Below are 17,161 nucleotides of genomic sequence, written 5' to 3'. Positions count from 1 at the left end.
ATAATTTATTTATAATTATCTATTCTAATATACAGGTGGTGTTTTACTATGGTTGAAGTAATCGGTAGAGCTTTATACATAGTGTTTGAAACAATATGTTATGCCTTATGTATAAAAGATAAAGAGGAAGATGAAAAGAACTAAAAAAGGACGCTAACAGTTTTTGTTAGCGTCCTTTTTTATTATGAAGCAATCTCACCAGTTTTTACATCATCTTGATTGTACGTATCCTGATCTAATTCACCAAGCCATTTACTAGAAATAAGACCAGCTGTCATCGAACCACTTACGTTAAGAGCTGTACGACCCATATCGATTAATGGTTCAACTGAGATAACAAGAGCGACAATGCCGATTGGTAAGTTCATTGTAGATAGTACGATTAACGCTGCGAATGTTGCACCGCCACCAACGCCGGCAACACCGAATGAGCTAATAGCAACGACAGCGATTAAAGTTAAAATAAATTGTGGTTGTAATGGATCGATTCCTACGGTTGGAGCGACCATCATAGCAAGCATTGCTGGATAAATACCTGCGCAACCGTTTTGACCGATAGATACCCCAAAGGATGCAGCGAAGTTAGCGATTCCTTCAGAAATACCAAGCTTTTCTTTTTGAGCTTCAATATTTAATGGCATTGCACCAGCACTAGAGCGAGATGTGAATGCAAATGTTAATACAGGGAACACTTTTTTCAAATATTGAATTGGATTTAAACCAGATAGTGCGATTAATAATAAGTGAATGATAAACATTACGATAAGAGCTACGTAAGACGCTAACACGAAGTTACCAAGTTTTAAAATAGCATTTATATCGCTACCAGCAACTGTCTTTGCCATAAGAGCTAATACGCCGTATGGAGTAAGACGTAAAATTAATGTTACCATACGCATTACGATTGCATATACAGCATCAAGCATTTTCTTAAATAGCTCTGCTTGTTCTGGATATTTTCGTTTTACACCTATAAAGGCAATCCCGATAAAGGCTGCAAATATTACAACAGAAATTGTTGATGTTGGACGAGCACCTGTTAAATCAAGAAAAGGATTCGTAGGCAACAGTTCTAACAATTTGTCTGGAATTGTTGTCTTTTCAATAGAAGTAAATCTTTCTTCTACTAATTTCAGACGAGCAGATTCTGCATCACCTTGTTGTAATCCTGTCGCTGATACATCAAATCCTGCGCTTGCTGCGATACCGACAGCTGCGGCAATTCCTGTAGTAAGAATTAAAATTCCGATAATAAGACCACTAATTTTACCAAGGTTTTTCGTTAATTGTAATTTTGTAAATGCTGAAATAATAGATACTAAAATAAGTGGCATAACGATCATTTGAAGTAATTTCACATAACCGTTACCAATTAAACTAAACCAGGTATTTGATTCGATAATTACTTTAGAAGTAGGCTCATAAATAAATTGTAATATAAGACCAAATATAATTCCGACTCCTAAAGCAGTAAATACACGTTTATTAAAAGATACATGCTTACGTTGCATATAATACAATACGCCAACTAAAATGAGCATGACTGTGATGTTAATTCCGACAAGCATTGTATTCATGTTAATTCCCCCTAATTCCAATGTGTTATATAGAATATAAGGTAATAAAACCTATAAGTCAACTAGGGAATTGCGGGATTAAAAAAAAGATGGCAATTTGCCATCTCTTAATGCCCAGCTCCAGGGACAAGTAAAAATGTTGTGTACCATGTAAATCCGATGAAGAAAACGGTTAAATATGCCCCGAATACGTATATATACATACGCTCTGTTAATTTTAAATAACTTAAAAGTACGAAGAATCCTGTTTGTCCTAAAAATAGTAGTGCGGTCGAATGCATATCCCCTACGTAAAACATAACCGAGAAAATTCCAGTCCAAAAGCCGAGAACGCGAAACATGCGCTCCATGCCATCTCCCTCCTTTTCTAAAAAAAGTAAAACCTCTTTTCATTATAGTTTATTTTTCTAACTATTGTAAATATTCATTCATATAAAAAAGAAGCCAATTATAATATTGACTTCTTCTTAGTTGAAAAACTAAATTTGAATTTTATCCCGCTATTTGTGGGCAGTAAAACTCCCATCTCAAAATTCGGCAAATGCGAGGAAATTAGGTGGGAGATAACTGCCCGTAAAAGCCCGATTGGTGCGGGCTAATAATCAGTGGGGGAAGAACACCTCCCCACTGATTAAAGTTTCACTTTATAGTTACAAGATTTGCAGCCATCTAGTAGACTATCGTTTCGTGTTAATTCCACGTTCGGGAATAGGATTTCAAAAATCCCCTTCATCATATCTCCGTGCATATTACAAATTTCAGTCGGATGATGCGCAGCAACTTCTTTAAATGGGCAATTGTGTACATCATAGAAAATTTTTGTGCCATCTGTACTTAATTCAAAAGCAGGGGATAAGCCAGCTGTTGAGAATGCTTCTTTTGCGATTAGCATTTTTTGTTCTATCGTCAATGCTTCTGCACTTACATTTAAGCGATGCATATGTTGTTGCATTAATTCTTTGCCGAATTGTTTCCCTGTTTCATATAGCGCTTTTTCACCAGCACTACCTAAGCTTAGCAGTGAATTAAATGCTATCTGTGCTAATAATTGATAATCGCGAAATGGGAATTGTAACTGGATGACATCTTGAGACAAGACGTATAGTCTGCTTGGTCTGCCGCCTTTCCCAGTTTTTTTTGTTTCTGATTTGAGCATATTAACATCTTCTAATTTAGATAAATGTAAACGCGCTACGTTTGGATGAATGTTAAACTCATCTGCAATTTCTTGTACAGTTACGTAATTATGCTTTTGCGAAATATATTTATAAATGTAATAACGAGTAGGGTCAGATAACACACCTGTAATTTTTAAAGCTTGTTCCATGAGGATCTCCACCTTTATCACTTTATCCAAGATATTAACATTATAATACAGATAAACTTCTATATAGGTAATTTCAGACAATAGTTCAGAAATTGTTCATAATTTCACAAACATATTTTTCCTTTTTATCTTAGTGGAAATACAAAATCTCTAATTTTTCTTGAGCATTTTTTCATGATATATACATAGTGAGGAGGGAAACTTGATGAATAGTGTCGAGCTTTTTGCAAATATGATTATGAAAGAAGCTTGTGGGGTGCAAGCATCAGACTTACATATTGTGCCCAGGCAAAAGGATGTGGCGATTCAATTACGTATAGGGAAAGATTTAATTACGAAACGGTGTATTGGAAAGGAATTTGGAGAAAAGCTTGTTTCACACTTTAAATTTTTAGCATCAATGGATATAGGAGAGAGGAGAAAACCTCAAAATGGTTCGTTGTACTTACAAATTGATGGACAAGAAGTGTATTTACGCCTTTCAACACTTCCAACAGTATATCAAGAAAGTCTCGTTATTCGCCTCCATTTACAAGCATCTGTACAGCCGTTGTCTCACCTTTCGTTATTTCCAAGTTCAGCGGAAAAATTACTCTCTTTTTTAAAGCATTCGCATGGGTTACTCGTATTTACTGGGCCGACTGGTTCTGGAAAAACAACAACAATGTATGCGTTATTAGAAGTAGCTAGAAAATGGCAAACACGTCGCATCATTACACTAGAAGATCCAGTTGAGCAAAGAAAAGACGGTTTATTACAAATTCAAATAAATGAAAAAGCTGGTATCACATATAAAACAGGATTAAAGGCTATTTTGCGTCATGATCCAGATATTATTTTAGTTGGCGAAATTCGTGATGAAGAAACAGCAAAAGTAGCTGTAAGGGCCAGTTTGACGGGACATTTAGTAATGACAACCTTGCATACAAATGATGCGAAAGGAGCGATACTGCGATTTATGGATTATGGTATTACAAGGCAAGAAATTGAACAATCATTATTAGCAGTAGCTGCTCAGCGGCTCGTCGAATTAAAATGTCCATTTTGCAGAGGGAAGTGTGCAACTTTATGTAAATCAATGAGGAAAGTGAGACAGGCAAGCATTTATGAACTGTTATATGGATATGAATTAAAACAAGCGATTAAAGAAGCAAGTGGAGAACATGTTACGTATCACTATAAAACGTTGGAATCGTCGGTTCGAAAAGGGTATGCTTTAGGCTTTTTAGAAGAAGATGTATATGTTTAAGAGAAAATGGAGTTTAAGTGATCAAGCATTATTATGTAAAAGATTAAGTGATTTATTAGAGAAAGGTTACTCACTTTTGCAGGCGTTAGAATTTTTGCAGTTGCAACTACCATTAGGGAAGAAATTACAGTTACAGCGTATGATCGAGGGATTGAAAAATGGACAAAGTTTGCACGCTTCTTTTCACCAATTAATGTTTCACTCTGAGATGTTAAGTTATTTGTTTTATGCAGAGCGACATGGTGACATTTCTTTTGCTTTGCAACAAGGGAGCGTACTTCTTTACAAGAAAGATAAATATAGGAAAGATATGATGAAAGTAATGCGATATCCTATGTTTTTATCATTTTTTTTAATGATTATGCTTTCTGTTTTTAACCTCATTTTATTGCCTCAGTTTGAAATGATGTATAGTTCTTTACGTTCTACAGCACCACCACTTACGGAGCAAATTTTAGTTGCAATTAAATTATTACCCTACTTCATTTATATGATTGTTCTTATCGTTATAACGGGATTTAGTTTATATATATTTTATTTCCGAAAACTTCCGCCTACTCAAAAGGTAAAGATTATGATCCGTATTCCCCTTATGAAAACATTTCTTATTTTAAATCATTCGCATTATTTTTCCACTCAATTAAGTGGTTTATTACACGGTGGATTGTCGGTACACGAAGCATTAACAATAATGATGAAGCAAAAGTATCATCCGTTCTTTCAGTATGAAGCAGACCGAATTGAGCGGCAATTAATTGCAGGAGAACCGTTACAATCTATTATTGATAAAAGCGGTTATTACGAGAAAGAACTTTCTTATATCATTACGCATGGACAAGCAAACGGTAATTTAGCAAATGAGCTTGGTGATTACAGTGAGCTCATTATTGAAAAGGTAGAACAAAAAATTAAACGTATGTTATTTGTGATTCAACCCATTTTATTTACATGTCTTGGGGTTATAGTCATTTTGATGTACTTAGCGATGATTATGCCGATGTTTCAAATGATGAATTCTATATAGGGGGCATTTACATGCAGAATGAGGAGGGTTTTACTCTTTTAGAAATGTTATTAGTTATGGTTGTCATAACTGTATTATTACTATTAATTATTCCAAATGTAGTTACACAGCGCTCATCCGTCCAAGGAAAAGGATGTGCAGCCTATGTGAAATCTATAGAAGCACAAATACAAGCATATCACTTGCAACATAATAAGATTCCATCAATAGAGGAACTTGAAACAGGAAAGTATATTACTTCAAAAACTTGCCCGAAAGGTGAACCAATCCATATTTCCGATGATGGTACGGTATCAGCTGGGAAATCGTGAAGCAAAAAGGTTTTACTCTTTTAGAAATGCTACTTGTCTTATTTGCTATTTCTGTACTGAGTGTTGTTACGCATTTTAACGTTACTTCATTACATGAAAAACAAAAAGTTGAGCAGTTTTTGAAACAGTTTTCAAATGATATTTTGTATATGCAGCAGTTGGCGATTAAGCGTCAACAACATTATACGTTACGCTGGTTTAAAGGGAAACAGATGTATTATATTTCGGAATCGGAGACAGACCTTTTAATTGTTAAGAGAGAATATGATAAAGATGTCCAAATGGATTTGCATACCTTTCCAAATCCAATGACATATAATCCGAGCGGGAATATTAATAGGGGTGGTACCATTTTACTTTCCTATCGAGGGTATAAATATGAGATTGTATTTCAGCTTGGAAGAGGGAGATTTACGTATCGTGAAGTGTCAAAAAGGATCAGTAATGGTTGAAATGGTTGTAGCGTTAAGTTTAATAATGATGGCGGCATCGTTATTGCTCCCGCAAACATTATTAATTATGCAAGAAAGAAAAAATATAAAAATGAGCTATAAAGCATTAATATTATTAAAAAAAGAAGCGGCCTTATTTAAGTATGAGAATGAGGAAAAGCGAGTAAAAGAGCAAGTCATAAAAGGAATTGTATATTACACATATTGGAGAGGAGATGAAGTTTGTACGATGTGGAAAGATATGAGAGGAAAAGCGATGGAGCAATGCCTTTATGCAAAGGAAAAATAAAAAAGAAGCGGGATTTACATTAATAGAAATGATTGCATGTTTGTTGCTTTTATCAATGTTCTTTTTACTTTTACCGCGTCTTCATATTATGGGGATAGAAAATACACATTCAAAAGGATTAAATGACTGGGAGTGGGATGTATTTTTAGGACAAATGCAATTAGAGTTTCGTGAAGTATCAAGTGGGAGGAAGATAGAGCTAGAAAACGGTGGGAATATTTTACGCCTCCAACTTCGTAATGGTGATCAGGTGACGTATGAAAAGTCGAATAGTAATTTAATAAGAAAAGTAAATATGCGCGGAAGGGAATTTATATTACAAAGGATTGAAGCGATTTCGTATAAATTAACACCTCATTTGTTATATATATATGTGAAAGATATAAGTGGTGAAATATATGAAGGCGTGGCTGTGCGCTATAGTGAAATTGAGATAGAAACATGAGAAAACAAGATGGATTTGCAATGCCAGGAACAATTATTTTTCTTATTTTATTCATTTCTTTTTTGATGTACGAAACGAATATGTTACTTTCGGATAAAAAATTTTATTCTGAAATAGAACAAAGTTTTTTCATGGAGGAACTTGTTGATCGCGCTATTTCAGATATAAAAAGAGAGTTACAGCAAAAAGAAAAAGAGGATGTTTTTTTATTTCAGTATGAAAGAGGAGAAGTGAGTGGAAAGTACGTCTTTGAAAATGATGTTATTATCATTTCGTTGCAATGTGTTACAAAACAGAGAGTTTTCTATACAGTGAGCTTTCGGTATAGGGAAAAGGATAATAAAATATTTGATTGGGTAGAAGGATAATATGTAAAATATATGGAGAAGAACCATGAGTTTCTATTGTGGAGGGAGTCAATTTCTTTGAGGAAAGGGATAAGAATAATGGTCAAAAGTTTAAATTTTCTCAAAAAAGAGAAAGGTAGAAAGAATATGATATATTCATGCTATCCAATCATTTTTTTCTAGGGAGATAAGGAAATGACAAATAACAATCAAATAGGTGAAAATAAGGAACAAACTATTTTTGATCATAAAGGAAATACGATTATGACAGAGGATAGGGAAATACAAATTATTTCAAAATTCGAAGAACCTCTTATTGTCGTATTAGCAAATGTATTAAGTGATGAAGAGTGTGGTGAATTAATTGAATTGTCTAAAAGTAAGATGAAACGTTCTAAAGTTGGTTCATCACGTGATGTAAATGATATTCGAACGAGTAGTGGTGCATTTTTGGAAGAGAATGAACTAACTTCGAAGATTGAAAAACGAATTTCATCTATCACGAATGTTCCTGTAGCGCATGGAGAAGGATTGCACATTTTAAATTATGAAGTAGATCAAGAATATAAAGCGCACTATGATTATTTTGCGGAACATAGTAGATCAGCTGCTAATAATCGTATAAGTACTCTTGTGATGTACTTAAATGATGTAGAAGAAGGCGGAGAAACATTCTTTCCGAAATTAAATCTTTCTGTACACCCTAGAAAGGGAATGGCAGTATACTTTGAGTACTTTTATCAAGATCAATCACTAAATGAGCTTACGTTACATGGAGGAGCACCTGTAACGAAAGGTGAGAAATGGATTGCAACGCAGTGGGTGAGAAGAGGTACTTATAAGTAAAAGCGAGTATGTTACGTTTTGTTCTTCATTTTACAAGAAGAACAAAACGTTTTTTTATTAAATAAAGTAACATCTTTCGTTATAATAACAAATAATAACGGATGATTGAGAGGAACGAAAATGAAATCTATATACATAACCGGCTATATGGGAGTCGGGAAAACAACAATTGGAAAAGCGTTAAGTAAAGAACTCCATATGGAAGTTGTAGATACAGATCAAAAAATCGAAGAGCAGAAAGAGAAGGCGATTCGGTATATTTTTGCAGAAGAAGGCGAAATGGCTTTTCGTGAATATGAAAGTGAAATGTTACGTTCACTACCGGTTCAGAATGTAATTATGACAACTGGTGGAGGGATTATTGAACGAGAGGAAAATCGAAAGTGGATGAAGGAAAATGGAACTGTTGTGTATTTATATTGCGATCCACATGTAATTGCAGAAAGGCTTCGTGAAGATACGACACGTCCACTATTTCAGAAGAAAGATATAGATGCATTTATAACGAAATTTGAATCGCGCCGAGCGTATTATGAAGAGGCTGATATTCATATCGATACGACAAATAAGTCGGTAAAGCAAATTATGAATGAATTAAAGCAAAAGATTAATGAATAAAAAAGTGGACATACTAATCAAGTAGAGGTGATGATAATATGTCTACTAATGATTATGTACGCTTTGTGACACAGCAATTTGTGTCATATATGGATGCTCCAAAAGAGGATCGAAAACAACAGAAACAACAACGTCGTGCGGAGAAAGAGCCATTCTTAAATAAATGGTTTGGTGTTATGCCACTGAGCGCTGCTTTGTTTTATCGAAATGTAAAAAATAAAAGAAAAAAATCAAGCTAACTTTTTCGTAATATGTTTAGCAAAACAAAAATCCCCTAGTATAACAAGATGCTAGGGGATTTTTGTTTATTGCACAGACTCTTTTTCCTCAGTAACCGCATGTATTTTATTGTTTACCCATACAAATCCAATTCCGATACAAATAGAAATCCCCCAGCCAACAGCGGTCATAATAGCTCTCATTTCACCATATCCATCTACACCGAAAACAGAGATGAAATAGATTTTCAAGAAGCTTTTTAATATAAATTGAAGGCCGAAAAATAGTGTTAAATATTGCAGTGCTGGATATATACGACTATCACGATAAAGCTCACGGCTTTTATCACGATCATGACCTTGCAGTGCTGCGATATCAGCTGCGAAATATAACATGAGTGGTTTTTTTATAAAGATTGTACATATAACGATGCAGCCAAGTACGATATGATAATATGCATCATTCCATAGCATTCGTTCAGCCGACCCAGATATTAAGTCTACCGCTGTATTAGAAATAAGTGTAATTAAAATAAAGAACCCTGTAACGTTAAGCTGTTTTTCTTTTTTAAAGGTATACAGTGTATAAATAATCCCCGGAACAGAGGAAATTAACATTGCGTAATAAGGATCGATATAAGGTTTTGCAAATTTCCAAATGAGGAATGGGAATACGAGATAAAAGACAAGATCTAATATAGCTTTTTTATTTTGATTCATACATGGCCTCCTTAAGTCATACATATATTTTATAATATAATTTCTGAAAATTGTATAAGGTTAATGAAAAAAAGAAAAGTAGATGATTAGTAGATTAAAAAATTGCCCCTAGCGTAGTAAGTTTTTTTAGTATATAATAAAGGAAACGCTTTCATTTTTGGTTTGTTCACAAAATGGACGGAAAATCACATATTTACTATTGATATGTTGCTTTATAATGAAACCAATTAAATATACATGCATACAATATTGTGAAATAAATAACATAAATAATCTATATAAATGTAAACGTTATCAAAGAGAGAGGTGGAGACAATGAGTAAATTTTTCTTCAATCATAATCCAGCAACATTAGAGGATGGAAGACTTGTTAAGTATGCTGAAATTATTTATGGAGAAGGTGGCCGTTCTGTATTAGAAAATTTAATGGTGAAGGCATCTATCAGATTGCGTGATCGTTATCCGAATAAATCTGACGAACAGATCTCGAACCTCGTAAATCAAGGCATCCATGATATGTTTCAAAAATACGTGAATGAGTAAGAGCAGCTACTGGCTGCTCTTATTTTTTTGTATAAGGATTGTGCCTCTAGCTGAAAATAAAGATGCATTTTGAAACATGCAAAAAGGAGGCGAAAAAGATGAGTAATGGAATTGGTCGTTCAAAAGAGAATCTTCCAACTGATGCAAACCATGTAAGTGCAAAGGATCGTGCATATCAGAAACGTATGACAGAGAAAAAACAGCAAGAGCGCAATGAAGATAGAGAATAGGCTGGGAACATATTTTAAAAGAAGCTCCTTCAATCTGAAGGAGCTTTCTTTAAGATAGAAAATGATTTGCGGTAACATAAAAGAGACCACCGTTTATAATTTGTATTGTAATGCGTGGTTCGTATTGTTCTTGTAATGCTTGCTTTTCAATTTCATAGCTTTCTGGAAGTTCATCGCTATCTTCGTAAAATCGATTTAAAAGGTCTAAATCGTGATTCCAACGCACTCTCGCTTCTTTTGCCCACGTGTGGTCATCTTCAGCGATTATACTTTTTAAAGCATCCTCTATACGTTGTAAGCCACTTTGTGGCTTAATGATAGGTGAGAGGGTAAAACAAAAGTCAGGTATTTTCGGTGTGAGTTTGATCTCTGCTAAAGTGTCATGAAAGTTTGCAATCATTGTCCCGGAAATAAGATGAATACCGATGGAATGAAGTATGTCTTTTTTTCGGTCGCATTGATAAGATACTTTTATATTTACACCAAGCCAAGGATGAAGGGGCGTATGAGTTGCCCCGCTATGTTTCACTTCCTCATATAAACGTATGTATGAACCTAGTTCTTTTGTTGTTTCAAATATTTGATGCAAACGGGGTGAACCGTAATGAATAAGTTCACCGTCGTTTTTTTCGTTTTCTGGATTTGTAATAAGAGTAAGGCGCATCGGGTTCGGAACGCCTCCTGTTTTTTCAAGATAGTGCCAATAGAAAGGGCGGTTCATTAATAATTTATCCATTTCAATTGTTAACTGCACGTCTAATAGGTGAGGGGAACGTTCTAAAATTTCGCAGTTATTCGCCTCAAAAAAGTTATATAAGTAATTATGAATTTCATTTTGCTGCATAGTCTTGCACCTCTGCTTCATTGCGCTTCGCAAAATCGATAATAGATGTTAAATTTTCCATCTTGATTCGAATTTCACCTTCGCTTTTTGACTGAGCGAAAATTTCTTGAATATGCGCATCAATATTTTTCATGTTGATTCTCGTTAAAATTTCATCGAGTTCACCGATTACACGTTCAAATAAATTAATTTTTTCATATAGTAGTTTTAAAATGTGCTCTTCAACAGTATGCTTTGTTGCTAAGTTATAAATATGAACATCATTTTTTTGTCCAAGACGGTGAATACGTCCAATCCTTTGCTCGAGTCGCATTGGATTCCACGGTAAGTCGTAATTAATCATATGGCTACAAAATTGTAAGTTAATTCCTTCACCACCAGCTTCGGTCGCAATTAATACTTGGGCATGATTTTGGAAAAGCTCCTTCATCCAATCTTTCTTCCCGCGCTTAAATCCACCGCGAAATGGAACAGAGGAAATGCCATGTTGTTGTAAGAACCATTGTAAATACATTTGTGAAGCTCTATATTCAGTGAAGATAATGACTTTATCGTCAACTTCTTTTATAAGCTCTAGTGCTTTATTTGCTTTGGAGTTGAACGGAATATGATTAATTTTGTCCATCAGCACATCAATATGTGGGTCCTTTATGTAGTGCTCATTTTCTTTCTGTCTTTTTTCTACATGTTTTTTTAATGAATAGTAAACAGCTTCACGACTACTACATGCTTCCCGTTTTAAAGTTAAGGATGAGAAAGCAGATGTGACGGCATCTTGTCCACGCCAATTTTCAATTTCATTATACAAAGCTTGTTCTTCTTCATTGAATTCAACGAAGATTGTTCGTACATGCCTCTTCGGCCAATCAATGCCAGTGTTATTGCGTCTATTTCGAACCATTACTTTATTGATAAGAGCTTTTAAATCTTCATCGGATTCAGTGGAACGATTTTTGGAAGCGTAATATTCTTCAAAATTAGATTGATTGCCTAAATGACCTGGTTTTAATAAAGAAACGAGGTTGAAGATTTCATCGATTTTATTTTGAACAGGAGTTGCAGTTAGTAATAAACAAAACTTCTTTTTTAATCGCTGTGCAAATTCATAGTTTTTTGTTTTATTATTTTTTAGTTTATGTGCTTCATCGATAATAATAAGGTCATACTCTAGGTTTAAAACGATATCGCGATGCGGTGAACGTTTCGCAGTATCGATTGATGAAACGATGACATCAGCTTGTTCCCAAGAATAACTTTTCTTTTGAGCGACCGCAGGAATAAAAAATTTTGTGTTTAGTTCATACGCCCATTGAGATACGAGAGAAGCTGGAACGAGAATGAGTACCTTTTTTACAAGTCCTCGAACCATATATTCTTTTAAAATAAGTCCAGCTTCAATCGTTTTTCCAAGTCCGACTTCGTCTGCTAGAATCGCTTTACCATTCATTTGTTCAATGACATTTTGAGCAACCTCTAATTGATGTGGAAGCGGCGTGAAATGTGATAAATGTTTCGGTGCTTGCAATCCATCAAAAGTAGGGACGAGTAACGATTTCTCTGTTTTATAAGCTAAATGATATAAATCCCAATTTGTCCAAGGGCCATCTTCATCAATTCTTTTTAAAAAATTATTTTGCCACGTTCGATCTACGGAAATATCGACATTCATTAAGACTCTCCCACCTTTTATAAACTAAAGTGATTATTAAAAAAATCTTTATTATAAGCCTTGTAATAAGGCGCTATCACAATTACTAAAAGTTAAAGAATAGACAACGATAAAGGTCTAAATCTTAAAAGTTGTATTTAATAGGATTAAGAATAAAAAATTCTAAATTATTTTTTATGCTAGAATATTGATGAAATATAGCGAATGATGTTAGGATAATGGTGTGAAATGTGTGGAATCTTTCGTATTTTATCCAAGAAAGCACTTTTTTATTTACGCTTTCATAAAAAAATATAGTGAGATTCCGTATATCCTATCTTTTCAGAATGAAAATGTTTAGATATGGGAAGCAACTTTTATTGATTTGTCAGAGCATAAGGGGGAAAGAGCATGATTACATTACAACGTACACCGTTATTTGATGTATACGCGAAGTATGGTGGGAAAACAGTCGACTTCGGTGGTTGGGAATTACCAGTTCAATTTTCAAGCATTAAAGAGGAACATGAAGCTGTACGTACAGGAGCAGGTTTGTTCGATGTATCTCATATGGGAGAAGTAGAGGTAAAAGGTGTAGATAGTTTAGCATTTTTACAACGTGTTGTTACAAATGACGTATCTACCTTAAAGGTAGGGGGCGCACAATATACAGCTATGTGCTATGAAAATGGTGGCACAGTAGATGATTTATTAATCTACAAACGTGGTGAAGAAGACTATTTATTAGTAATCAATGCGTCAAATATCGAGAAAGATTACGAATGGTTAGCTAGCCATGTAATTGGCGATGCGAAAGTAGTCAATGTTTCTAGTGAAGTTGCGCAGCTTGCAATTCAAGGACCAAAAGCAGAAGGCATTTTACAAAAAGTTGTGTCAGAAGATTTGAAAGAAATTAAGTTCTTTAAATTTAAAAATAATATTCTTGTAGATGGAATTCCTGCACTTGTATCTCGTACAGGTTACACAGGTGAAGATGGATTCGAAATTTACTGTAAGAGTGAAGATGCAGCAAAACTTTGGGAGAAACTTCTTGAAGTGGGAGCAGAAGAGGGCTTAAAACCATGTGGCTTAGGTGCTCGTGATACACTTCGCTTCGAAGCAACACTTCCGTTATACGGACAGGAGTTATCAAAAGATATTACACCGATTGAAGCGGGAATTGGCTTTGCGGTAAAACCAAATAAAGAAGCAGATTTCTTTGGAAAAGAAACGTTAAAAGAGCAAAAAGAAAACGGTGCATCTCGTAAATTAGTCGGCATCGAAGTAATCGAACGCGGTATTCCTCGTACGCATTACCCTGTATTTATAGGAGAAGAAAAAATCGGGGAAGTAACGAGTGGTACACAATCTCCAACGTTAAAGAAAAGCATTGGTTTAGCACTAATTGATGTAAAATACGCAGCAGTTGATACAGAAGTAGAAATTGAAATTCGTAATAAACGCGTCAAAGCAGTAGTTGTTCCAACACCATTTTATAAACGTTCAAAGTAACGGGGAGAGGGGTAGATTTCATGTTGCATCGTTATCTTCCAATGACAGAAGAAGACAAAAAAGAAATGTTACAAACGATCGGCGTTCAAACGATCGACGAATTATTCTCTGATATTCCAGAGAGTGTTCGTTTTAAAGGGGATTTAAAAATTAAAGAAGCAAAATCAGAGCCAGAGCTTTTAAAAGAGTTATCTCAAATGGCTAGTAAAAATGCTAATTTAAAAGAATATGCTTCTTTCTTAGGAGCAGGTGTATACGATCATTACGCTCCAGTAATTGTTGATCATGTTATTTCTCGTTCAGAGTTTTATACAGCTTACACACCATACCAACCAGAAATTTCACAAGGGGAATTACAAGCAATTTTTGAATTCCAAACAATGATTTGTGAATTAACAGGAATGGATGTAGCAAACTCTTCTATGTATGACGGAGGTACAGCTTTAGCTGAAGCGGCAATGCTAGCAGCTGGTCATACTCGCAAAAAGAAAATTCTTGTTTCAGCGGCAGTTCATCCAGAATCAAGAGCGGTACTTGAAACATATGCAAAAGGTCAAAATCTTGAAGTTGTTGAAATTGATCATAAAAACGGTGTAACAGATTTAGAAGTATTACAAAGTGAAGTAGATGATACAGTTGCTTGTGTAATCGTTCAATATCCAAACTTCTTCGGACAAGTGGAAAAGTTAGCTGATATCGAAAAAATCGTTCATCAACAAAAATCATTATTTATCGTTTCTTCAAATCCATTATCATTAGGCGCATTAACACCGCCAGGAAAATTCGGTGCTGATGTTGTAATCGGTGATGCACAACCATTCGGTATCCCAACGCAGTTTGGTGGACCGCACTGTGGTTACTTTGCAACAACGAAAGCATTTATGCGTAAAATTCCAGGACGTCTTGTCGGACAAACTGTAGATTCAGATGGTAAACGTGGATTTGTATTAACGTTACAAGCACGTGAACAGCATATTCGCCGTGATAAAGCGACGTCTAACATTTGTTCAAACCAAGCGTTAAATGCATTAGCAGCTTCTGTTGCAATGACGGCACTTGGCAAACAAGGTGTAAAAGAAATGGCACGTCAAAACATTTCTAAAGCACAATATGCAAAACGTCAATTCGAAGCGAAAGGCTTCACTGTAACGTTCGCTGGACCATTCTTTAATGAATTTGTTGTAGATTGCAAACGTCCAGTTAAAGAAATAAATGATGTATTAATACAAAAGAATATTATCGGTGGTTACGACCTAGGCCGTGATTATAAAGAGCATGAAAATCATATGCTTGTAGCAGTAACAGAGCTTCGTACAAAAGAGGAAATTGACACACTTGTAAACGAAATGGGGGCTATCCAATGAAGAACCAAGACCAAGCACTTATTTTTGAAGTGACTAAAGAAGGACGCGTAGGATATAGCTTACCCAAATTAGATGTAGAAGAAGTAAAATTAGAAGATGTGTTTGAGAGTGATTATATTCGAGTAGAAGATGCAGAGCTTCCAGAAGTATCTGAACTTGATATTATGCGCCATTACACAGCGCTTTCAAACCGTAACCACGGTGTGGATTCAGGATTCTATCCACTTGGGTCTTGTACGATGAAGTATAATCCTAAAATTAATGAAAACGTAGCTCGTTTCGCAGGATTTGCAAATATTCATCCACTTCAAGATGAAAAGACAGTGCAAGGTGCAATGGAATTAATGTATGACTTACAAGAACATTTAATTGAAATTACAGGTATGGATACTGTTACGTTACAACCAGCAGCTGGTGCACACGGAGAATGGACAGGATTAATGTTGATTCGTGCATATCATGAAGCGAACGGTGACTTTAACCGTACGAAAGTAATTGTTCCTGACTCTGCTCACGGGACAAACCCGGCGTCTGCAACAGTAGCTGGTTTTGAAACAATTACGGTGAAATCAAATGAACATGGTCTTGTTGACTTAGATGATTTAAAACGTGTTGTAAACGAAGAAACAGCAGCACTTATGTTAACAAATCCAAATACATTAGGCCTATTCGAAGAAAATATTTTAGAAATGGCAGAAATCGTCCATAACGCAGGCGGTAAATTATACTATGATGGTGCAAACTTAAATGCGGTATTAAGCCAAGCGCGCCCAGGAGATATGGGATTTGACGTTGTGCATTTAAACCTTCATAAAACATTTACAGGTCCTCACGGCGGCGGTGGCCCAGGTTCTGGTCCAGTAGGTGTGAAAGCTGATTTAATTCCGTACTTACCAAAACCAATTTTAGAGAAAACAGAAAATGGCTATCACTTTAACTATGATCGTCCAGAAGCAATTGGGCGCGTAAAACCATTCTATGGTAACTTCGGAATTAACGTTCGTGCATACACATATATTCGTTCTATGGGCCCAGATGGCTTGCGTGCAGTAACTGAGTATGCTGTATTAAATGCGAACTATATGATGAGAAGATTAGCACCATTCTATGATCTTCCGTTCGATAGACATTGCAAGCATGAATTTGTATTATCTGGTCGTCGTCAAAAGAAACTTGGTGTACGTACATTAGATATTGCAAAACGTCTGCTTGATTTCGGTTACCATCCACCAACAATTTACTTCCCATTAAATGTGGAAGAATGTATTATGATTGAGCCAACAGAAACAGAATCAAAAGAAACATTAGATGGTTTCATTGATAAGATGATTCAAATTGCTAAAGAGGTAGAAGAAAATCCAGAAGTTGTACAAGAAGCACCACATACAACAGTAATAAAACGTTTAGATGAAACATTGGCTGCTCGTAAACCAGTTTTACGTTATGAAAAGCTAGCACCTGTACAAGTGTGATTGGAAAAAAAGAACTCGCTACATGCGGGTTCTTTTTTTTGCAAAATTGGTGTGGCTAGAATGAAAAAATGTTGAAAATTTATATTTTTTGTTTCATATTGCTGTAAAGATGCGGTTTTATAGGT

The 17,161-nt window shown here is 35.1% G+C and carries 22 protein-coding genes; 15 read left to right on the top strand and 7 right to left on the bottom strand.

The window, feature by feature from the left end:
- Positions 1-182: 182 nt before the first annotated feature.
- The 3 genes from ABH955_RS10245 to ABH955_RS10235 form a co-directional block, all read right to left on the bottom strand.
- On the bottom strand, positions 183-1,577 hold the full coding sequence (locus ABH955_RS10245) for an L-cystine transporter (RefSeq protein WP_404454024.1): 1,395 nt from the start codon (positions 1,575-1,577) through the stop codon (positions 183-185).
- Positions 1,578-1,684: 107 nt separating this feature from the next.
- Positions 1,685-1,927: a DUF2626 domain-containing protein gene (locus ABH955_RS10240; RefSeq protein ID WP_002015110.1), complete on the bottom strand. Its 243-nt coding sequence runs from the start codon at positions 1,925-1,927 to the stop codon at positions 1,685-1,687.
- 281 nt (positions 1,928-2,208) lie between these two features.
- Positions 2,209-2,904, bottom strand: coding sequence for a helix-turn-helix transcriptional regulator (locus tag ABH955_RS10235; protein ID WP_002014995.1), 696 nt, complete (start codon positions 2,902-2,904; stop codon positions 2,209-2,211).
- Positions 2,905-3,109: 205 nt separating this feature from the next.
- Here ABH955_RS10235 and comGA point away from each other — a divergent pair, with 205 nt between their 5' ends.
- The 10 genes from comGA to ABH955_RS10185 all read left to right on the top strand — a co-directional run bounded on the left by comGA (position 3,110) and on the right by ABH955_RS10185 (position 8,724).
- Positions 3,110-4,153 carry a competence type IV pilus ATPase ComGA gene (gene comGA, locus ABH955_RS10230; RefSeq protein ID WP_404491088.1) on the top strand — a complete coding sequence of 348 codons (1,044 nt, stop codon included), beginning with the start codon at positions 3,110-3,112 and terminating at the stop codon, positions 4,151-4,153.
- Positions 4,140-5,177: a competence type IV pilus assembly protein ComGB gene (comGB, locus tag ABH955_RS10225; RefSeq protein WP_016096112.1), complete on the top strand. Its 1,038-nt coding sequence runs from the start codon at positions 4,140-4,142 to the stop codon at positions 5,175-5,177. Before comGA ends, comGB begins: the two co-directional genes overlap by 14 nt.
- An 11-nt stretch (positions 5,178-5,188) precedes the next feature.
- The gene (gene comGC, locus ABH955_RS10220) at positions 5,189-5,488 is read left to right on the top strand and encodes a competence type IV pilus major pilin ComGC (protein WP_002088623.1); all 300 of its coding nucleotides are present in this window, start codon (positions 5,189-5,191) and stop codon (positions 5,486-5,488) included.
- Positions 5,485-5,940 carry a competence type IV pilus minor pilin ComGD gene (gene comGD / locus ABH955_RS10215; protein ID WP_002129089.1) on the top strand — a complete coding sequence of 152 codons (456 nt, stop codon included), beginning with the start codon at positions 5,485-5,487 and terminating at the stop codon, positions 5,938-5,940. The genes comGC and comGD overlap by 4 nt, the downstream gene beginning before the upstream one ends.
- Positions 5,933-6,229: a hypothetical protein gene (locus ABH955_RS10210; RefSeq protein WP_002088621.1), complete on the top strand. Its 297-nt coding sequence runs from the start codon at positions 5,933-5,935 to the stop codon at positions 6,227-6,229. Before comGD ends, ABH955_RS10210 begins: the two co-directional genes overlap by 8 nt.
- Positions 6,213-6,674, top strand: coding sequence for a competence type IV pilus minor pilin ComGF (gene comGF, locus ABH955_RS10205; protein WP_269480965.1), 462 nt, complete (start codon positions 6,213-6,215; stop codon positions 6,672-6,674). Before ABH955_RS10210 ends, comGF begins: the two co-directional genes overlap by 17 nt.
- Positions 6,671-7,042, top strand: coding sequence for a competence type IV pilus minor pilin ComGG (gene comGG / locus ABH955_RS10200; protein WP_002167676.1), 372 nt, complete (start codon positions 6,671-6,673; stop codon positions 7,040-7,042). Before comGF ends, comGG begins: the two co-directional genes overlap by 4 nt.
- 174 nt (positions 7,043-7,216) lie before the next feature.
- Positions 7,217-7,867 carry a 2OG-Fe(II) oxygenase gene (locus ABH955_RS10195; RefSeq protein WP_404454020.1) on the top strand — a complete coding sequence of 217 codons (651 nt, stop codon included), beginning with the start codon at positions 7,217-7,219 and terminating at the stop codon, positions 7,865-7,867.
- Positions 7,868-7,987: 120 nt separating this feature from the next.
- Complete coding sequence (locus tag ABH955_RS10190) at positions 7,988-8,485, top strand: shikimate kinase (protein ID WP_002138327.1); 498 nt, start codon at positions 7,988-7,990, stop codon at positions 8,483-8,485.
- 38 nt (positions 8,486-8,523) lie between these two features.
- Positions 8,524-8,724, top strand: coding sequence for a YqzE family protein (locus ABH955_RS10185; protein ID WP_002015009.1), 201 nt, complete (start codon positions 8,524-8,526; stop codon positions 8,722-8,724).
- 66 nt (positions 8,725-8,790) lie between these two features.
- On the opposite strand, the gene ABH955_RS10180 is transcribed toward ABH955_RS10185, so the two are convergent.
- Together ABH955_RS10180 and ABH955_RS10175 are read right to left on the bottom strand one after the other, a co-directional pair.
- Positions 8,791-9,423: a VC0807 family protein gene (locus ABH955_RS10180; RefSeq protein ID WP_002145755.1), complete on the bottom strand. Its 633-nt coding sequence runs from the start codon at positions 9,421-9,423 to the stop codon at positions 8,791-8,793.
- Between the two features lie 126 nt (positions 9,424-9,549).
- Positions 9,550-9,666 (bottom strand): GTP pyrophosphokinase, encoded by a 117-nt coding sequence (locus ABH955_RS10175; protein ID WP_080019198.1) that lies wholly within the window; start codon positions 9,664-9,666, stop codon positions 9,550-9,552.
- 72 nt (positions 9,667-9,738) lie between these two features.
- Between ABH955_RS10175 and ABH955_RS10170 the strand changes: the two genes are divergently transcribed.
- Positions 9,739-9,966, top strand: a complete 228-nt coding sequence (locus ABH955_RS10170) for a hypothetical protein (protein WP_000032698.1) — start codon at positions 9,739-9,741, stop codon at positions 9,964-9,966.
- Between the two features lie 98 nt (positions 9,967-10,064).
- Positions 10,065-10,196, top strand: coding sequence for a hypothetical protein (locus tag ABH955_RS10165; protein WP_002088613.1), 132 nt, complete (start codon positions 10,065-10,067; stop codon positions 10,194-10,196).
- Between the two features lie 49 nt (positions 10,197-10,245).
- On the opposite strand, the gene ABH955_RS10160 is transcribed toward ABH955_RS10165, so the two are convergent.
- Positions 10,246-11,040, bottom strand: a complete 795-nt coding sequence (locus ABH955_RS10160) for a YqhG family protein (RefSeq protein ID WP_404454016.1) — start codon at positions 11,038-11,040, stop codon at positions 10,246-10,248.
- Entirely contained in the window at positions 11,027-12,709 is a 1,683-nt protein-coding gene (locus tag ABH955_RS10155; RefSeq protein ID WP_002015016.1) for a DEAD/DEAH box helicase, read from the bottom strand. The genes ABH955_RS10160 and ABH955_RS10155 overlap by 14 nt, the downstream gene beginning before the upstream one ends.
- Before the next feature lie 390 nt (positions 12,710-13,099).
- Between ABH955_RS10155 and gcvT the strand changes: the two genes are divergently transcribed.
- From gcvT to gcvPB, 3 genes are read left to right on the top strand one after another with little or no spacing between them, the layout of a single operon-like run.
- Entirely contained in the window at positions 13,100-14,200 is a 1,101-nt protein-coding gene (gcvT, locus tag ABH955_RS10150; protein ID WP_002034013.1) for a glycine cleavage system aminomethyltransferase GcvT, read from the top strand.
- A 20-nt stretch (positions 14,201-14,220) separates the two neighbouring features.
- Positions 14,221-15,564: an aminomethyl-transferring glycine dehydrogenase subunit 1 gene (gene gcvPA / locus ABH955_RS10145; RefSeq protein ID WP_002015020.1), complete on the top strand. Its 1,344-nt coding sequence runs from the start codon at positions 14,221-14,223 to the stop codon at positions 15,562-15,564.
- Positions 15,561-17,036: an aminomethyl-transferring glycine dehydrogenase subunit 2 gene (gene gcvPB / locus ABH955_RS10140; protein WP_002122485.1), complete on the top strand. Its 1,476-nt coding sequence runs from the start codon at positions 15,561-15,563 to the stop codon at positions 17,034-17,036. Before gcvPA ends, gcvPB begins: the two co-directional genes overlap by 4 nt.
- Positions 17,037-17,161: the final 125 nt, after the last annotated feature.

Origin of the sequence: Bacillus sp. RC240 (genome assembly GCF_044907945.1) — a bacterium.
GTDB lineage: Bacteria > Bacillota > Bacilli > Bacillales > Bacillaceae_G > Bacillus_A > Bacillus_A mycoides.
This window is presented reverse-complemented; position numbering and strand designations above follow the sequence as displayed.